Here is a 15,798-nt window from a genome sequence, read left to right on the forward strand (position 1 = left end):
CTGCCTTACCTCGTTCCGTTGAAGTGGTGTTTCGAATTATCCATTGTTCCGAAAATCTGTCAACTTCAACGGAACGGAAATGCATGGCCGTTGCGCGTTCGCTACAGGTATACCCGAACGGAACGCGGCGACGCTCGTCGGCTAAACGTTCACTTACCACCTTGTTTGTAAGAAAATTGGGGGGCTTGGCCGCAGCTATGCCGTACAAATAACGTACCTTTTATATTGAAGGAAAGGAGCAGTAGTGTCAGAAGCACTGGATGTTGCAGCGGAAGCAATCTTGGCGAATATGCTCAGGGACTTTGTCCAGCGTTCATTGGATTCCCGCGCATTGCATGACGGGTATACGGGGCCGCTTATCTCCGCGCTCCAGCAAGATATTCTTGCTTCCGGGAATTACACGAGCGTTGATTTCGACCTAGCTCTAAAACAGTTGGAAGATCAGAGGTTCGTCCAGACTGGGCCGCGGAAAGCCTACGAAAACGACCCCAGTTCGTCGCTCGTCTTTATCGGCAGCTACTCTACGCGAGAGTATGCCTATCTAACCGAAAGCGGGTACCGACGGGCGAAGCCCTCACCTAGCTCGCGCGAGCACGGCCAAGGCAGGACCAATGTTCATATATCCGGTGGAACGTTCAACCAATCTCAAATCGGAATTGGCGATAGCGTGAGTCAGCATCTGAGCGTGGATGTCTCGAACGACACCAAAACCATCGAATATCTGCTTGATCTGCTCAAGCAATCAGGGCAGCCGGTGAACGACGCAGCGCGAGCGCACATGGCTGAAATGGTCAGCAAAGCGAACACTGGTGATCTTCCTGCGGTCAAGCCTTTATTTAAGCGCATCTTCGGGACAGCGGTGGACGGCGTGAAACAGACGGCATGGGGTGTTCTCACTGCGATCATTACCAGTCAAATGGGATTGAGTTAGCCGCACCGCGTCCCTCCAGTCACGCCCGTGCTGTCTTCGTGCCGCCTGGGTGTCTCGCCGGGAGGCCATGGGGGGATTTCGGCTCGCGAGGCCGGGGACACCTTGCCACGCATTTCTGGGAGAAAAATGAGGCTGCTACAGTTTTCAAGGGCGTCGGCCATTGACTCCTGATCAAAGCGGCCCGAGTCATCTCAGCCTAAACGGCTTTGCAGGCCGTCATTTTTTTACTCAGTATCTTGGCTAGATTAACCAACCATGTTGACCAACGTTGCCCGTGCGCTCCAGATCGAACTCTTTCCGTTATTATGAGAACTCCACATCACAAGGAAATACAAATGGCCGAGCAGACCAATGCCCCCCGCGAGGGCGAACAGGTAGCGCCGCAACACGTCATCACGACCGCGGAAAATGACTGGTTCCTTCAATCGTTAGTAAGCATAGTCAATGCCAGTGATATGGAGATTGGCATTACGCTGTTTGTCAGTGGTGCACTCGTCAGCGGCCAACTTGTCGGCGGCAAGCACTATTTCGAAGGCTTCGCGTCCGAGTTCGCAACCGGATTCGACGATCCCGAAGTGGCAGCATCATTCAAAAGAAACTTCGAGAAATACGGCGAGATATTTGTCGAGCCGGATGGGACGTACAAGCAAGATTTGGAAGCACCTCACTTCATCCACCTTAAAAATGCGCGAATGTTCCACCCGGGTGGAAAAGCGATTCCTGACAATCGTGGAACATGGTGGCGTGGTCGAATCCGGGAAATTTCCGGATTCAGCTTGGGCTCACTTAGCCAGAGCTAAACAAGCGATCAAAAGTCCACTGCAGTCTGCAGTTCAAGGATGGAATGACTGCAGGCTTGTCCAGCATGGCTCCTGCCCCTTGCTGCAGCAAATTTGTAGCAAAAAAGCCCGCTTGACGCGGGCTTTTGTGCTTTTGGGCATCGGCCCCATCCAGTGATGGAAACTTCTTGCAATGCCCGGTGATGCAGCAGTACCAGCAGCACCTGCGGCTTATCCGACAATGCCTAGCGTACAAACCTACGCCCAGACCTATGCTCATGCTTGCAGGGAATGGGGCGTTATCGACCCAGAACCGCCGTTCGCTGGATCAGACTTTTGGCATCGGGTATCTCCGCATCGGTGCACTGGCATGCTCAATCCGGGTTACGAGGCTGCGCTACTCATTATTGAACTCGTTGTAGCGGTCTTCGTCATCAGGCTCTTCGGCATAATAATCGACGGGGTCAAAGGTAAGGGTCTTAGTAAATTGACTACCGAAGCCCGCCGCGAAAAGTTGATTATGGCCCTTGATAGTGAGCCCACATGCTTTACAGATGAGTTCGGTGGGCAACATCAAAGTCCTAACCACCATTTCGTCGTGTTCCAGCACAGGTGGCTGCTGTCGAAATCCTTCGCCCAGCAGCAGCGCCTTTGAATTGCACGACGGGCAGTCGATTACGTGGCCAAGATTTGGTCTAGCGACGCTCGCCGCGGTCTTTGCCAGTTCATCCCTTTCGTCTTGCGCCTTGTTTTTCCAGACTTCCGCGTGCGCATTGATCAAGCCTTTGACACTTTTGGCTGTTTCATCGGCAGCAGCCGCGAGCATCTTCACTGCTGCGTCGGCTTCGTCTTTGCCGAGAAAATCTCGGAGCGTCTTCTTTTGGAACCTTAGCAACACCTGCGTCGCCTCGAAGAAGCGAGGGAGCCAAGTGTGATTGGCGAGTTTGGAAAAGGGTAATCCGCCGCTATGCAACTCCTCATTTCGCTTGTTGGCCAAACCCTTGCAAAATGATTCGAGTTCTTTGGTGAAATCCGGAATGATCTGTTCGCAACGTAGCAGTACCTCAGAAGTCTGTATCGACTTCGGCACATAGTTTTTTACCTTGGGTTCGAAACCGAAGGCGTAGAGCAGATTCCGACCGTCGGGCTCAGACGCGTCAGCGAGAAGCGCTGGATGGACAAACGCGAGGGCCGACCGAGCCAAGAATTCGAGGGCGAGCGATGCCCAAAAAGGAAATAGGTCGTCTTCCCGTGGTGCCTCAAAAGCCTTGTCTACATAGGCCCGCGCTTTGCTCCACAACAGATCGTGTGTCCAGAGCGACTGCGGATTTGCGTTACCCATCGTTCGATACCCCTACCATCACTCGTTGAATTGTTCTCTGACTCGCTGGCTGACCAACCGCAGGGCGTGCGTGTAGCATTCGCCAGTTGTCTAGGATCAGTACATCGTCAGGCGAGCGCCAGTTTATCTGAACCGGCCGCTGCGCCAACTGGTTGCGGAGACTCGCTGCTATTTCCGCCGCGACAGTTTTGGCGAGTGGCCCGTGCGGCGACATGGTACAAACGTCCCAACGTATGCCGGATTCGCCGCGATGTTGGAAGAACATTGAGCAAAGATACGGCTCGCGTACGCGGGACACTCGCCACAGTGCGCGCCCCCAATCTTCGCGCTTAATCATATCGACCAGTTCGAGGCTATCAACAAGCAAGGTAGGCACCGACTCATCGACCACCGACGCCCGCATAACCAGGTAGCGCGGAGGCAGCGGCCAATGCGCCATATCGGTATGCAACGGGAACTCGCCCAGCCCGTATAGGGAACTCGTCGTGTTTGGTCGTGCGGCTGCCTCGTTCACTGGTCGCAACGACTGAACGACCGGCGTCCCCGAGCCTGAGACCGGTGGGCCGAGCAGTTGTGCAACGGCGTATATATCTGCCGCCCAAGCTGGATCGTGGTGAAATAACCATCCATGATCGACAAGGGTTCTCGTATGTTCTGCGGCGAGTGCAATCACGTCTTGTGTCGAGACTGGGGGAACGGCGATTGTATGCTGCCGGGAAGCAAACTTTACAGGCAGCGTCGAGTCACAGATCTTTCTGTAGCGTGCAGGCAATGACGGATAGCTGAAATTGGCCGGACTGAGTCAGACGATCTGACGCTGTCCGCTTCGTCTAAACCTAGCCTTATACACGTCTCTTTATCGCGGTGTTCACCTTGTAGATAAGCCGCGCAGCCTCGTCTAGTGCCGCGGCGCTGCGTCGAGCGTCCCGCGCGGATTCTCGGAGCAAGGCCGCAGCCTGTTGAAGCGCGGCGACATCAGCATCTGTTACACGGTCACCATTGGCACGCCCAGATGCTACGGCCGCTCGTTTGTTTGCCCATCGCCTTATGACCGTTGGACTCGCCATGTCGTCCGGTAGCTCCCCGAGTGTCTCCATGTTCGCTGCTAACCAAATAGCATCTTGCCGAGTCGTGAATACGATTTCGTCAAAGCCGTGAGCCGTTACCCACGCAGAAAAGGACTGATTCGATACGCACTTACGCTTTCCAGTCGCCAGCGCCTCACCGACCTGGAGCCACCAGCGCCTGTGCGCGTCCTGCGACCGCTCGCGCCTTTCCCTGGCCTTGTCACCTGCTCCCCGCGATAGGGCGCGGCGTCGCGGGGCACCCTCTTGAAGTCGTTCCCAAGCGTCCTGCCCGCGTGCCACGACGGGATCATCCGATCTCTTTGGCTGCGGCGGTTCAATTCGGCTTACCACTTCAGGAGAACCTCGAACGCTGGCCGGAAGCCGATAACCACAATCGCTACCGGGACCGCTACTGCAAGCGGCACCCACCACGGCATTCGGGCGAGTCGCCGTGTTTCCTCGAACTGCCGTTCCGCTTCGTCCAATAGCTGCATGGTAAGGGCACGAGACCTCGCGGCGAATTCCTCGCTCCGGCGCAAACGCATACGGCTCCCCCTGAGTGTACAGGTGATGGTTCCCGATTCTAACTCTCGCCCACTTCGCGCCAGGATTGACGCTGCTCAGCGGCGGCCGCTTTGACGCGGGACCAGGCGCGTCCTCTTTTGCAGGGGACACCCTGCGCCCCACCAGATTGCATCAGATACGGCCGGTAGCTCTGAGCCACCTCTTATAGATCGAAGGGACCCCTGAGCGGTCAACCTGTGCTGAGTTATTCGGCGCGGGGGCACGGGCCACGCGATGTAGCCGATGGGCCGCCTGGGTACAACAAAAAGCCCGCCGAGTACAACTTGGCGGGCCTCTTGGGTACAATTGGGTACATCAGATTGGGTACATTCGACGGAGATTACTCCTGCCCCTGACTCGTCAGGAACTCCTCGTAATTCCCGCCGAAGTCGAACAGCGTGCTGTCCGTACGCACTTCGATGATCCGGTTCGCCAGCCCGCTCACGAATTCGCGGTCGTGCGACACGAAAATCAGCGTGCCTTCGAACTGCTCGAGCGCGATCTGCAGCGACTCGATCGACTCCATGTCCATGTGGTTGGTCGGCTCGTCCATCAGCAGCACGTTGTGGCGGCCGAGCATCAGCTTGCCCCAGATCATGCGGCCCTTCTCACCGCCCGACAGCACCTTCACCGACTTCTTGATGTCGTCCGACGAGAACAGCAGGCGGCCAAGCGTGCCGCGCACCATCGTTTCGTCGTCACCGTCCTTGCGGTACTGGTCGATCCAGTCCATCAGCGTGATGTCGTTCGGGAACTCCTCGTACGTGTCCTGCGGCATGTAGCCGACATTCGCGTTCTCGGACCACTTCACCGTGCCGTGCTCCAGCGCAAGCGCGCCGAGCAGCGAACGCAGCAGCGTCGTCTTGCCCGCACCGTTCTCGCCGATGATCGCGATGCGCTCGCCCGGCTGAACCGACAGGTTGAAGTTCTGGAAGATCGTGCGCTCGTACTTCTTCGTGATGTCTTCGGCCACCACCGCGACGTTGTGCAGCTTCTTCTCGAACTCGAAACGGATGAACGGGTTCTGGCGCGACGACGGCTTGAATTCCTCGATCTTGATCTTGTCGATCTGCTTCGCACGGCTCGTTGCCTGGCGGGCCTTCGACTTGTTCGCCGAGAAGCGGCGCACGAAATCCTGCAGCTCGGCGACGCGCTCCTTCGCACGCGTATTCGCCGCGGCCTGGCGCTCGCGCGCCTGCGCCGATGCGAGCATGTAGTCGTCGTAGTTGCCCGGCCAGACCTTCAGCGTGCCGAAGTCCATGTCGGCCATGTGCGTGCACACCGAGTTCAGGAAGTGACGATCGTGCGAAATGATGATCATCGTCGAGTTGTACTCGTTGAGCGTTTGCTCGAGCCAACGAATCGAGTTGATGTCGAGGTTGTTGGTCGGCTCGTCGAGCAGCAGCACGTCCGGCTTCGAGAACAGCGCCTGTGCGAGCAGCACGCGCAGTTTCCAGCCCGGCGCGACGTCGCTCATCGTGCCGGTGTGGAATTTCTCCTCGATGCCGATGCCGAGCAGCAGCGCGCCTGCGCGTGCCTCGGCGTCGTAGCCGCCGTATTCGGCGAACTTGCCTTCGAGCTCGGCCGCGTGCATGTAGTCGTCGTCGGTGGCTTCCGGGTTCGCGTAGATCGCGTCACGCTCGGTCATGGCGGCCCACATCTCGGTGTGGCCCATCATCACGACGTCGAGCACACGCACGTCTTCGTATGCGAACTGGTCCTGGCGCAGCTTGCCCAGGCGGACGTTCGGCTCCAGCGCGACGTTGCCGGCGCTCGGCTCGAGGTCGCTGCCGAGGATCTTCATGAACGTCGACTTGCCACAGCCGTTCGCGCCGATCAGACCGTAGCGGTTGCCCTCGCCGAATTTGACCGAGATATTCTCGAACAGGGGCTTTGGCCCGAATTGCATCGTGATGTTGGCAGTAGAAAGCACGGCAGGTCCCGTTAAGAGAGAAATCGACGGAAAACCGTGTATTTTAGCAGGTGTCGGAGAAACTGCCGACCGCACCGCCCCGGCAGCGCTTTCCGGCCCCCTGGCCCGCCGCCCGGCGGCCCCGCCAACCCGGCGGCACGCGCCCCACTGCCGCCCTACCGGAATCCCGCATCATGCCTGCCAGCCAGCTTCGCGAACAACTCGTCGGCGCGTGGCGCCTCGTGTCCTACGAAGTCCGTCCGCGCGACGGTGGCACGGCCACCTATCCGCTCGGCCGCGACGCGCGCGGCTGGATTCTCTATACGCCGGACGGCTACATGTCCGCCCAGCTGATGGCCGCCGGCCGGCCGCCCTACGCGAACGGCGACCCGCACCACGGCACCGACGAGGCGTGCGCGGCGGCCGCCCGCGGCTACATCGCCTATTCCGGCCCCTTTCAGGTCGCCAACGACGGTACGCTGACGCACGAAATGGACGTCAGCCTGTTCCCGAACTGGATCGGCAACGTCCAGCAGCGGGTCGCCGTGCTCGACGGCGATCGCCTGCAGCTCGGCCCCGCCGCCCCGGTCCGGCTCGACGGCCGGGAGGTCGACGTCCTGCTGCTGTGGGTGCGCGCGGGCCGCTGACGCCCGTTACTTGCCGGCCTTCGCGGCCGCCCTTTGCGCCGCCTTCGCGTTCATCTGCCCGAACAACTCCGAGCACGGCACATCCTTGTTGTTGCTCGGTGCGATCAGCGGAATCAACGCCGCGAACGGGTTGATCAGCCCGAGCCCGACCATCGCACCGGCGCGCAACGCGAGCGCGGTCGCATCGACGCCGACGTTCGGGTTCTTGAACGTGCCCTTCGCATACAGCGGCGAGCGCAGCGAGAAGATCCGGAAGCCCTTCGTGTGCGGGTGGATCTTCAGGTCGAGCGATTCGTCGCGCAGGTTGATCGGGCCGTCGACGTTGATCAGCGCATCGTCGGTATCGAGCGCGAACACCTTCGGGTCGAGAATCCCGTTGGTTGCGACGAAGTCGATCGCCGCGCAGTTGATCTTCACGTCGTTGTTGCCGAACAGCTTCTCGTAGACGACGTTGGCGACGTTCAGCCCCGCCGCTTCCATCAGCAGGCGGCTGATGCGGCCGTCCGTCACGAGCGCCTTCACTTCGCCGTTCGACGTCGCGGCGAGCGCGGCCGGCGAGTTGCCGGTGGCCGACAGCGACGCGTCGCCGTTGATCTCGCCGAGCGCCGACTGCATCACCTTCTGCGCCGGGAACAGCTGCTTGAGCTTCAGGTGCCGCGCGGCCACCGTGAAGCGGCCCTTCAGCGGCGTGCCGCTGCCGTCGAGATGCGCGGTCGTCGCCAGCGTGCCGCCCGCGACGCCGAACTGCAGCGGCTCGAGCGACAGCACGCCATCCTGCATCACGATGTGCGTGTACAGGTTCGTGATCGGCAGGTTCGAACTCTTTACCAGCTTGCGGCCCGTGAACTTGACGTCCGCGTCGAGCGCACGCCAGCGGTCGGTGCGAAACGTCTCGACCGGCAGCACGCGGCTCGACGGCTGTTTCGTCGTGTCGCCACGCTTCGCCTTGCTCGCGGCCGTATCCGCGCCGATCACGGGTGCGAGGTCGGAGAACTGCAGCAGGTTCGACACGAGTTCGCCCGACAGCTTCGGCCGCGGCTCGCGCTGCTCGTACACCAGCGTGCCGCCGAGATCGCTGCCGCCGACACGGCCGTTGAAGTTCTCGTAGCGGAACGTGCTGGCCTTCCGCTTGAAGTTGCCGATCAATCGCCCTTCGGTCGCGTAAGGCGGCGTATCGGGCAGCGTGATGCCGCTGAGCTGGTAAAGGTGCGACATCGACGTGCCCTGCAGCCACAGCCGCAGGTCGATCGCCGCGAGATGCATCGGATCGGTCAGCGTGCCGACGATCGCGAGCCGCGTGTCGCCGGCCTTCACGTCGGCCTGCAGCGGGAATGGCCGCGACGCGTCCTGGATCGCGAGCACGCCGCCGAGCTTGCCGGTCCCGTTGATCGGCACGTTCTTGTAGCGGCCGTCGACCTTCAGCCCGAACGCATAGGTCGGGCCGGACGGCTTTGCGGGTGCGGCGACGCCGCTTGCGCCAGATGCGGCAGCAACGGCCGATGCGGAAGAAGCGGAAGAAGCAGGTGAAGCGGACGAACCAGGCGAGCCGGAAGCAGCCGAAGCAACGGAAGCCGCCGCCGATGCGCCCGTTGCCGACGACGCACTCGCCGCCGACGCACTCGACGCGGCCTCCGCGTTGGCCTTCGCGCTCAGTTGCGCGGCGCCATGCTTGCCGACACGCTGCGCGGACGCCGCACGCGACGTCTGCTCCTGCTCTTTCAGCACATCGCCGAGCGGGATCGGCTGGCCGAGCGTATCGATCGCGACGGTCAGGTCGGCCTTCGTGATCGCATCGCGATACGTGACGGTGCCCTTGGCAAAGCCGAAACTTTCGAGCCGCACCTTCCACGGCGACGGCTGCGACGATTGCTTGAACTGGAAGGTCCACGTATTGCGGCCGTCGGCCAGCCGCTCGAGGTCGACGGCCGGATTGACGACATCGATCGACGGGATGACGATTTCATGCGCGAGCAGCGGCAGGATCGCGAGATCGAAGTGCGCGGCATCGAGCGTGACGAACTTGGGCGTCTTCGCCCAGTCGGGGTTGCCGATCTCGAGCTGCGTGGCCGAAAAACTCGGCCAGGGCACCCAGGCACGCCAGCCGGTTTCGCCGTCAGGGCGGCGCCAGCCGACCTTGAGATCGCCGTTGATTGCGAACGGACGGCCGAGGGCGGCACTCACCTGTTCGTTGACCCACGGCTTCGCGCGGTTCCAGTCGAACGTGAAGAGAAAGACGCCGGCCGCCGCGATGAGCACCGCGACGATACCGACGATCCATGCAGCCGATTTGCCGATGGCTCGGGTAAGCGTCATGGCGGTTCCGTTGTTGTTCTGAAATGTTGCCGCACCATGCCGGGCCGCGTGCGTGGACGAACGGCGCACGACACCCGCGGCTTTTCAATCGGTATTATGACGCACGCCATGGTGACGTTTCGGCGCCATTAACGCTTTTTTTCATTTGTGACATGACAGCCCCCACCGGCCTCATCGATGCACAGCGCATTACACGGCGCGACGCCAGCAGCGGCAAGACCCTGCTCGCCCCGACCGATTTCAGCCTCGCAGCGGGATCGCGAATTGCTATCACGGGACCATCAGGATCGGGCAAGAGCGTGCTGCTGCGTGCGCTCGCCCTGCTCGATCCGCTCGACGGCGGCCACATCCTGTGGCGCGGCCACGGGATCCGGCGCAGCGCGATCCCGCGCTACCGGCGCAGCGTCGCGTACGTGCGCCAGCGCCCCGCGCAGATGGACGGCACCGTCGAATCGCAATTGCGCTATCCGTATTCGCTCGCGATCTATCGCGACGCGTCATTCGATCGCGCGCGTGCCGAGGCACTCGCCGCGCAGGCCGGCCGCGGCCCCGACTTTCTCGACAAGCGCGCGAGCGACCTGTCCGGCGGCGAAGCGCAGATCGCGGCGCTGCTGCGCGTGCTGCAACTCGATCCCGACGTGCTGCTGCTCGACGAGCCGACCTCCGCGCTCGATCCCGAATCGGCGCGCGCGATCGAGGCGCTCGTCGGCGCGTGGTTCGACGCGGCGCCCGACGCCCGCGCGTACATGTGGATCTCGCACGATCCAGCCCAGGCCGCGCGGATCGGCACGATGCGACTCGTGATGCAGGCCGGCGTCATGCATGTTGCGAACCCGACGGAGGCTGCGCAATGAGCCCAGCACTGCAGGACCTGAGCCTCGTCGACGTCGGCATCGCCGCCGCGCTCGTCGCCGTCAACGGTGCGATCTCGGCGGCGCTGTCGCTCGGCCTCGGCCGCAAGCTCGCGCTCGCGGCGGTACGTACCGTCGTGCAACTGCTCGCGATCGGCTACGTGCTCGGCTGGGTGTTCGGCCATCCGCACTGGTACGTCGTGCTGCCGCTCACCGCGCTGATGACGCTGATCGCCGGTTTCGCCGGTGCGGGCCGCGGCAAGCGCACGTATCGCGGCCAGCGCATCGACAGCATCGCGTCGATCTGGTTCAGCAGCTGGTTCGTGGCGGCGGTCGGGCTGTTCGTCGTGATCCGCATCCATCCGTGGTTCGCGCCGCAATACGCGATTCCGATCCTCGGGATGATTCTCGGCAATACGCTGACGGGCGTGTCGCTCGGCGTCGAGCGGATGATGGAAGAGCTCACGGCGCGCCGCGACCGCGTCGAAACGGCGCTCGCGCTCGGCGCGACGCGCTGGGAAGCCGCGCAGGACGCCGCGCGCCAGGCCGTGCGCGCGGGCATGCTGCCGACGCTGAACCAGATGGCCGTCGTCGGCGTCGTGAGCCTGCCGGGGATGATGACGGGCCAGGTGCTCGCCGGCCAGTCGCCGCTGCAGGCCGTGCGCTACCAGATCGTGATCATGTTCCTGATCGCCGCGGCGTCCGCGCTCGGCACCGTCGGCGCGGTGCTGATGACCTATCGCCGGCTGTTCTCGGCCGACCACCGCTTTCTCGCGTCGCGGCTCGAAGAGCGCGCGCACTGACGCGCGCGGGTACCGTGCGATGCGTTCGCGCGGTGGGCGATCAGCGCACGACGCGGCGCTTGCCGATCGCCTGCCGCAATGCGGCCGCGACGTCCGCGTCGGGCGCGAGCCCCTCGACCGACGCGACGAGCCGCACTGCGCGCGGCGTCGTCACATAGGCCTGCGCGCCGACATAGCCGCCGCTGCCGGCCGAGCGTGTCGTCACGACGAGTGCCTGTGGCGCGCGTGCGCCAAGGTCGGCCGTGAATGCATCGGTGACCGTACCGTCACGCGCATGCAGCGCGCCCGTCACGTAATCGTCGGTATCGAAGCCCGGTGCCGCATGTGCGGTCGAATACACACGCACCGCGTAGCTGCCGGTCGAGCACGGTTCGAGCGCGCCGCTCGACACGACGGCCACCTGTTGCCGCGACGGCAGCTCGACTTTCTTCACGAAACCGCAATCGTCGGCCGCGTGCGCATGCACGGCGACGAGTGCAACGACAGACAGCAGCACGCGCATTCGAAGTTTCATCGGGAGTCTTGCGGGAAGGAAAGGATGCGGGCGAGCATAACGTGACATCTGCATGACGTCACGCACCGCTGCCACACGGCAGCGGCACCATGCCGCGAAGAAGGCATCGGGAAAACATCGGAACGGCGGCACGCAACGCTCACGTGCCGCCCCGTTCACGCCGCCCGCCGAATCCGTTGCGCACGCACCGGACGAAATGCCGGCCCGCGCACGCCGCTCAGCGCTTGATCGACACCGTCACCTTGGTACCGTCGCTCATCGCCACGGACTTCGACCCGCCGTTGGTCGGAATCGACACCCACTTGACCTGGCTCAGCGACACGACGTCCGGGCACTGCAGCGACTTGCCGCCGGCCGTCACGCTGCGCGTGCCCTTCGGCGCGGCCGCCTGGAAGCTCATCTGCACGTTGGCGACACCCTTCGCGTCGACCGACGGCGCGAGCCGCACCTGGGTCTGGCGCACCATCGCACCGTTTGCGTCGCGCGGCAGGTTGTCGGCGTTCGGGCAGCCGTCCGGCATCGCGACCGCACCACTCGGCGGCACCGACTTCCAGTTGAAATCGTCCGTCTCGCCCGAGCGGATCTTGCGGGTCTCCTGCGTGTTGCCGAAGGTCTTCGAGTCGACCTTGACGGTGTATTCGAGCTGTCCGGTACCGCCGCCCTTCAGGCTGCCCTTGACCGGCGGCGCCGCGAATACGCTCGCGCTGACGCACGCCGCCGCGAACACGACCGACCACGATGCGGCGACTGACAAGCTGCGTTGGCTCATGCTGACCTCCTTGTAATGCGGCGGCACGCGCGTGCCGCGCGGTTTTCGATGCATGATGCGCTGCCAGTCTACCGCCAAGCGCGGTGCAATGCGCCGCAAACGCATCGGGTGTTACCCCGCTTGCATTCGCGGCGTCGCAACCTTACGCGGGCGACGCCTTCAGAAACCGCTCAGCACGAGCTTGCCGATCGAACGCCCGGCCTCGAGCAACTGGTGTGCTCGCCGCAGGTTCGCCGCGTTGATCGTGCCGAGCTGTTCGCCGAGCGTCGTGCGCAGCGTGCCGCCGTCGACGAGCCGCGCGACTTCGCCGAGGATCCGGTGCTGCTCGATCATGTCCGGCGTCTCGAACATGGCACGCGTGAACATGAATTCCCAGTGAAACGCGGCACTCTTCGCCTTCAGCAGTTCGACCGGCACCGGCTTCTCGTTCTCGACGATCGTGCAAATGCCGCCTTGCGGCCGGATTACTTCCGCAGCGGCAGGGAAATGACGATCCGTATCGTTGAAGATCAGCACATAGTCGACGTTCGGGTGGCCAGCCTCGCGCAGCTGCGCAGGCAGGTCGCCGAAGTGGTCGACCACCGCATCCGCGCCAAGCGAGCGCACCCAGTCGGCCGACGCCGGCCGGGACGCGGTCGCGATCACGTGCAGCTTGCCGAGCGTCTTCGCGAGCTGGATCGCGATCGAGCCCACGCCGCCCGCGCCGCCGATGATCAGCACCGACTTGCCGGCGTCCGCGCCCTGCGGCGACACGTGCAGCCGGTCGAACAGCGCTTCCCACGCGGTCAGTGCCGTGAGCGGCAGCGCGGCCGACGCGGCGAAGTCGAGCGTGCGCGGCTTCAGCGCGGCGATCCGTTCGTCGACCGTGTGGAATTCGCTGTTCGCGCCGGGCCGCGTGATGCTGCCCGCGTAGAACACTTCGTCGCCGGGGCGGAACAGCGTCACATCGGCGCCGACCGCGACCACCGTGCCGGCCGCATCCCAGCCGAGCACGCGCGGCGTCTCCTCGACCTGCGACTTCGGCGCGCGCACCTTGGTGTCCACCGGATTCACGGAGATCGCCTCGACCTTCACGAGCAGGTCGCGCGGGCCCGGCACGGGCCGCGGCAGCTCCACGTCGAGCAAGGCTTGCGGGTCGTCGATCGGCAGATAGCGGGTCAGTCCAACGGCTTTCATCTCGATACTCCTTTCAGGGAATCCGGGCGGGCTGCGGCGCAGCCCCATGAACGTCATCGTAGGCAACCCGATCCTTCGAGAAAACCGCTATATTTCCTGAAACATTTTCAGGAATTTCAGAACAATGGCGACCGATCCGATTCCGGCTCCCGACAAACCGCTCGACCTGCTCGACGTCGCGCTGTTCGTGCGCGCGGCGCTGCTCGCGAACGTCACCGCGGCCGGGCGCGAGTTCGGCGTGTCAGCGGCTGTCGCGAGCGCGCGCATCGCGCAGCTCGAACGCCAGCTCGGCGCACGGCTGCTGCACCGCACCACGCGCCGCATCAGCCTCACGCAGGACGGCGAGATCTTCATGACGCGCGCCGACGCTCTGCTGTCGGCCGCCGACGCCGCACGCGCCTCGGTCGGTCATGGCCGCACCGAGCCGTACGGACGGCTGAAAGTGTCGATGTCGTCGTCGTTCGGCCGCCAGCACGTCGCGCCGGTGATTCCCGCGTTCCTGCGCCGCTACCCGTCGGTGTCGCTCGACTTGCGGCTGTCCGACGAGATCGTCGATCTCGTCGACGACGGTTACGACGTCGCGATCCGACTCGGCGCACTGAAGGATTCGACGCTCGTCGCGCGCAAGCTCGCCGCCAACCGGCGCGTGCTGTGCTGCTCGCCCGCCTATCTCGCCGAGCACGGCGCGCCGCGCCATCCGGCCGATCTGACGCAGCACGAATGCGTGATCCTCGGCGACCAGCGCGACTGGTCGTTCGCGACGCCGCAAGGCCCGCTGACCGTGCGGGTCGGCGGCCGGCTCGTCGCGAGCAACGGCGAGGCGATTCGCGAAGCGCTCGTCGACGGCTTCGGAATCGCGATCAAGTCGACCTGGGATGTCGGCCCGCTGCTCGCGAGCGGCGCGCTCGTCACGGTGCTCGACGACTATCCGTTCGCGGAAGACGTCGCGATCTGGGCCGTCTATCCGAGTCGCGCGCACGTGCCGCTGAAAACGCTCGCGTTCATTGCGTTCCTCGCCGAGCATTTCGGCGATCCGCCGTACTGGGACGGCCAGGACGCGCGATAACCGCTGCGCCGAACCCGGTTTCGATCCGCCCCCGACCGCCCCGCGCGGCCGACCGGCTACAATGGCGCGTTCGCGACGCAAGGGCCCGACACCGGACGGGGCCCGCGTCCGCAGGCGGCCGCCCGTTGGCCGCGCACGCATTTCATTCGTCTCCCAACCATCCCGTCATGACCCACAACCTCGTCATCCAGAGTCTTGCACCGCTGTCGGACGCCCATCACAAACCGCTGCTCGCGCTATCGCGTGGCACCCGCATCGTGCAGACCGACGATCACGCGCTGCGCATCGAAAACGCGAATCCCGCGCAGCGCCTCGACATCGACGCGTATTGCGGCACGCACGCGCTCGACTTCGCGTTCGTCGAGGCCGGCCGCACGCTCGGCGATTTCGGGCTCACCGTGATGGACATGGATTCGACGCTGATCACGATCGAATGCATCGACGAGATCGCCGATTTCTGCGGGCTGAAAACGCAGGTCGCCGAGATCACCGAAGCGTCGATGCGCGGCGAGATCCGCGACTTCAACGAGAGTCTCACGCGTCGCGTCGCGCTGCTGGCCGGCCTCGACGCGCAGGCACTCGAACGCGTGTACGAGGAACGACTGCAACTGTCGCCGGGCGCCGAGACGATGCTGGCCGGCGTGAAGGCCGCCGGCATGAAGACGCTGCTCGTGTCGGGCGGCTTCACGTTCTTCACCGAGCGGCTGAAGGCGCGCCTCGGCCTCGACTATGCGTACGCGAACACGCTCGAGATCGTCGACGGCAAGCTGACCGGCAAGGTGCTCGGCGAAATCGTCAACGCCGACGTGAAGGCGCGCCTGCTGCGCGACACGTGTGCGTCGCTCGGCCTCGCCTCGAGCCGCGCGATCGCGATGGGTGACGGGTCGAACGACCTGAAGATGATGGCCGAAGCCGGGCTGTCGGTCGCGTTCCACGCGAAGCCGGTCGTGCGCGACGCGGCGACGGTCGCGTTCGACCATGTCGGCCTCGACGGGCTGCTGCGGCTGTTCTGATCCTGCCGCACCGCCCATGAAAAACGCCGGCGCGATGTCGCATCGCGCCGG

At 63.6% G+C, this 15,798-nt stretch carries 13 protein-coding genes; 7 read left to right on the forward strand and 6 right to left on the reverse strand.

What is annotated here, in order from left to right:
* The first annotated feature begins 244 nt into the window (after window positions 1-244).
* Window positions 245-931, forward strand: a complete 687-nt coding sequence (locus KEC55_RS09205) for a hypothetical protein (protein WP_282505136.1) — start codon at window positions 245-247, stop codon at window positions 929-931.
* 335 nt (window positions 932-1,266) lie between these two features.
* On the forward strand, window positions 1,267-1,731 hold the full coding sequence (gvpU, locus tag KEC55_RS09210; protein ID WP_282505137.1) for a gas vesicle accessory protein GvpU: 465 nt from the start codon (window positions 1,267-1,269) through the stop codon (window positions 1,729-1,731).
* Between the two features lie 376 nt (window positions 1,732-2,107).
* Here the strand turns inward: gvpU and KEC55_RS09215 are convergent, their stop codons facing one another.
* Window positions 2,108-3,052, reverse strand: a complete 945-nt coding sequence (locus tag KEC55_RS09215) for a hypothetical protein (RefSeq protein ID WP_282505138.1) — start codon at window positions 3,050-3,052, stop codon at window positions 2,108-2,110.
* A gap of 1,971 nt (window positions 3,053-5,023) precedes the next feature.
* A complete protein-coding gene (locus KEC55_RS09220) occupies window positions 5,024-6,616 on the reverse strand; it encodes an ABC-F family ATPase (protein ID WP_166964663.1) in 1,593 nt (530 codons plus the stop codon).
* A gap of 173 nt (window positions 6,617-6,789) precedes the next feature.
* Between KEC55_RS09220 and KEC55_RS09225 the strand changes: the two genes are divergently transcribed.
* Window positions 6,790-7,242, forward strand: coding sequence for a lipocalin-like domain-containing protein (locus KEC55_RS09225; RefSeq protein WP_282505139.1), 453 nt, complete (start codon window positions 6,790-6,792; stop codon window positions 7,240-7,242).
* A 6-nt stretch (window positions 7,243-7,248) separates the two neighbouring features.
* Here the strand turns inward: KEC55_RS09225 and KEC55_RS09230 are convergent, their stop codons facing one another.
* Complete coding sequence (locus tag KEC55_RS09230) at window positions 7,249-9,555, reverse strand: AsmA family protein (RefSeq protein WP_282505140.1); 2,307 nt, start codon at window positions 9,553-9,555, stop codon at window positions 7,249-7,251.
* 152 nt (window positions 9,556-9,707) lie between these two features.
* Between KEC55_RS09230 and KEC55_RS09235 the strand changes: the two genes are divergently transcribed.
* Both KEC55_RS09235 and KEC55_RS09240 read left to right on the forward strand, forming a co-directional pair.
* Window positions 9,708-10,409, forward strand: coding sequence for an ABC transporter ATP-binding protein (locus tag KEC55_RS09235; RefSeq protein ID WP_282505141.1), 702 nt, complete (start codon window positions 9,708-9,710; stop codon window positions 10,407-10,409).
* Window positions 10,406-11,209, forward strand: a complete 804-nt coding sequence (locus tag KEC55_RS09240) for an ABC transporter permease (RefSeq protein WP_089467547.1) — start codon at window positions 10,406-10,408, stop codon at window positions 11,207-11,209. Before KEC55_RS09235 ends, KEC55_RS09240 begins: the two co-directional genes overlap by 4 nt.
* Before the next feature lie 40 nt (window positions 11,210-11,249).
* On the opposite strand, the gene KEC55_RS09245 is transcribed toward KEC55_RS09240, so the two are convergent.
* The 3 genes from KEC55_RS09245 to KEC55_RS09255 all read right to left on the reverse strand — a co-directional run bounded on the left by KEC55_RS09245 (window position 11,250) and on the right by KEC55_RS09255 (window position 13,668).
* Entirely contained in the window at window positions 11,250-11,723 is a 474-nt protein-coding gene (locus KEC55_RS09245) for a PliI family lysozyme inhibitor of I-type lysozyme (RefSeq protein WP_282505144.1), read from the reverse strand.
* A 217-nt stretch (window positions 11,724-11,940) separates the two neighbouring features.
* The gene (locus KEC55_RS09250) at window positions 11,941-12,492 is read right to left on the reverse strand and encodes a DUF6013 family protein (protein ID WP_282505146.1); all 552 of its coding nucleotides are present in this window, start codon (window positions 12,490-12,492) and stop codon (window positions 11,941-11,943) included.
* A gap of 159 nt (window positions 12,493-12,651) precedes the next feature.
* Window positions 12,652-13,668 carry a zinc-binding alcohol dehydrogenase family protein gene (locus tag KEC55_RS09255; protein WP_282505147.1) on the reverse strand — a complete coding sequence of 339 codons (1,017 nt, stop codon included), beginning with the start codon at window positions 13,666-13,668 and terminating at the stop codon, window positions 12,652-12,654.
* A 124-nt stretch (window positions 13,669-13,792) separates the two neighbouring features.
* Here KEC55_RS09255 and KEC55_RS09260 point away from each other — a divergent pair, with 124 nt between their 5' ends.
* Window positions 13,793-14,734 carry a LysR family transcriptional regulator gene (locus KEC55_RS09260; RefSeq protein ID WP_282505149.1) on the forward strand — a complete coding sequence of 314 codons (942 nt, stop codon included), beginning with the start codon at window positions 13,793-13,795 and terminating at the stop codon, window positions 14,732-14,734.
* Window positions 14,735-14,901: 167 nt separating this feature from the next.
* Entirely contained in the window at window positions 14,902-15,747 is an 846-nt protein-coding gene (gene serB, locus KEC55_RS09265; RefSeq protein ID WP_282505151.1) for a phosphoserine phosphatase SerB, read from the forward strand.
* Window positions 15,748-15,798: the final 51 nt, after the last annotated feature.

The organism is Burkholderia cepacia (genome assembly GCF_029962485.1).
In the GTDB taxonomy this organism is placed as follows: Bacteria; Pseudomonadota; Gammaproteobacteria; order Burkholderiales; family Burkholderiaceae; genus Burkholderia.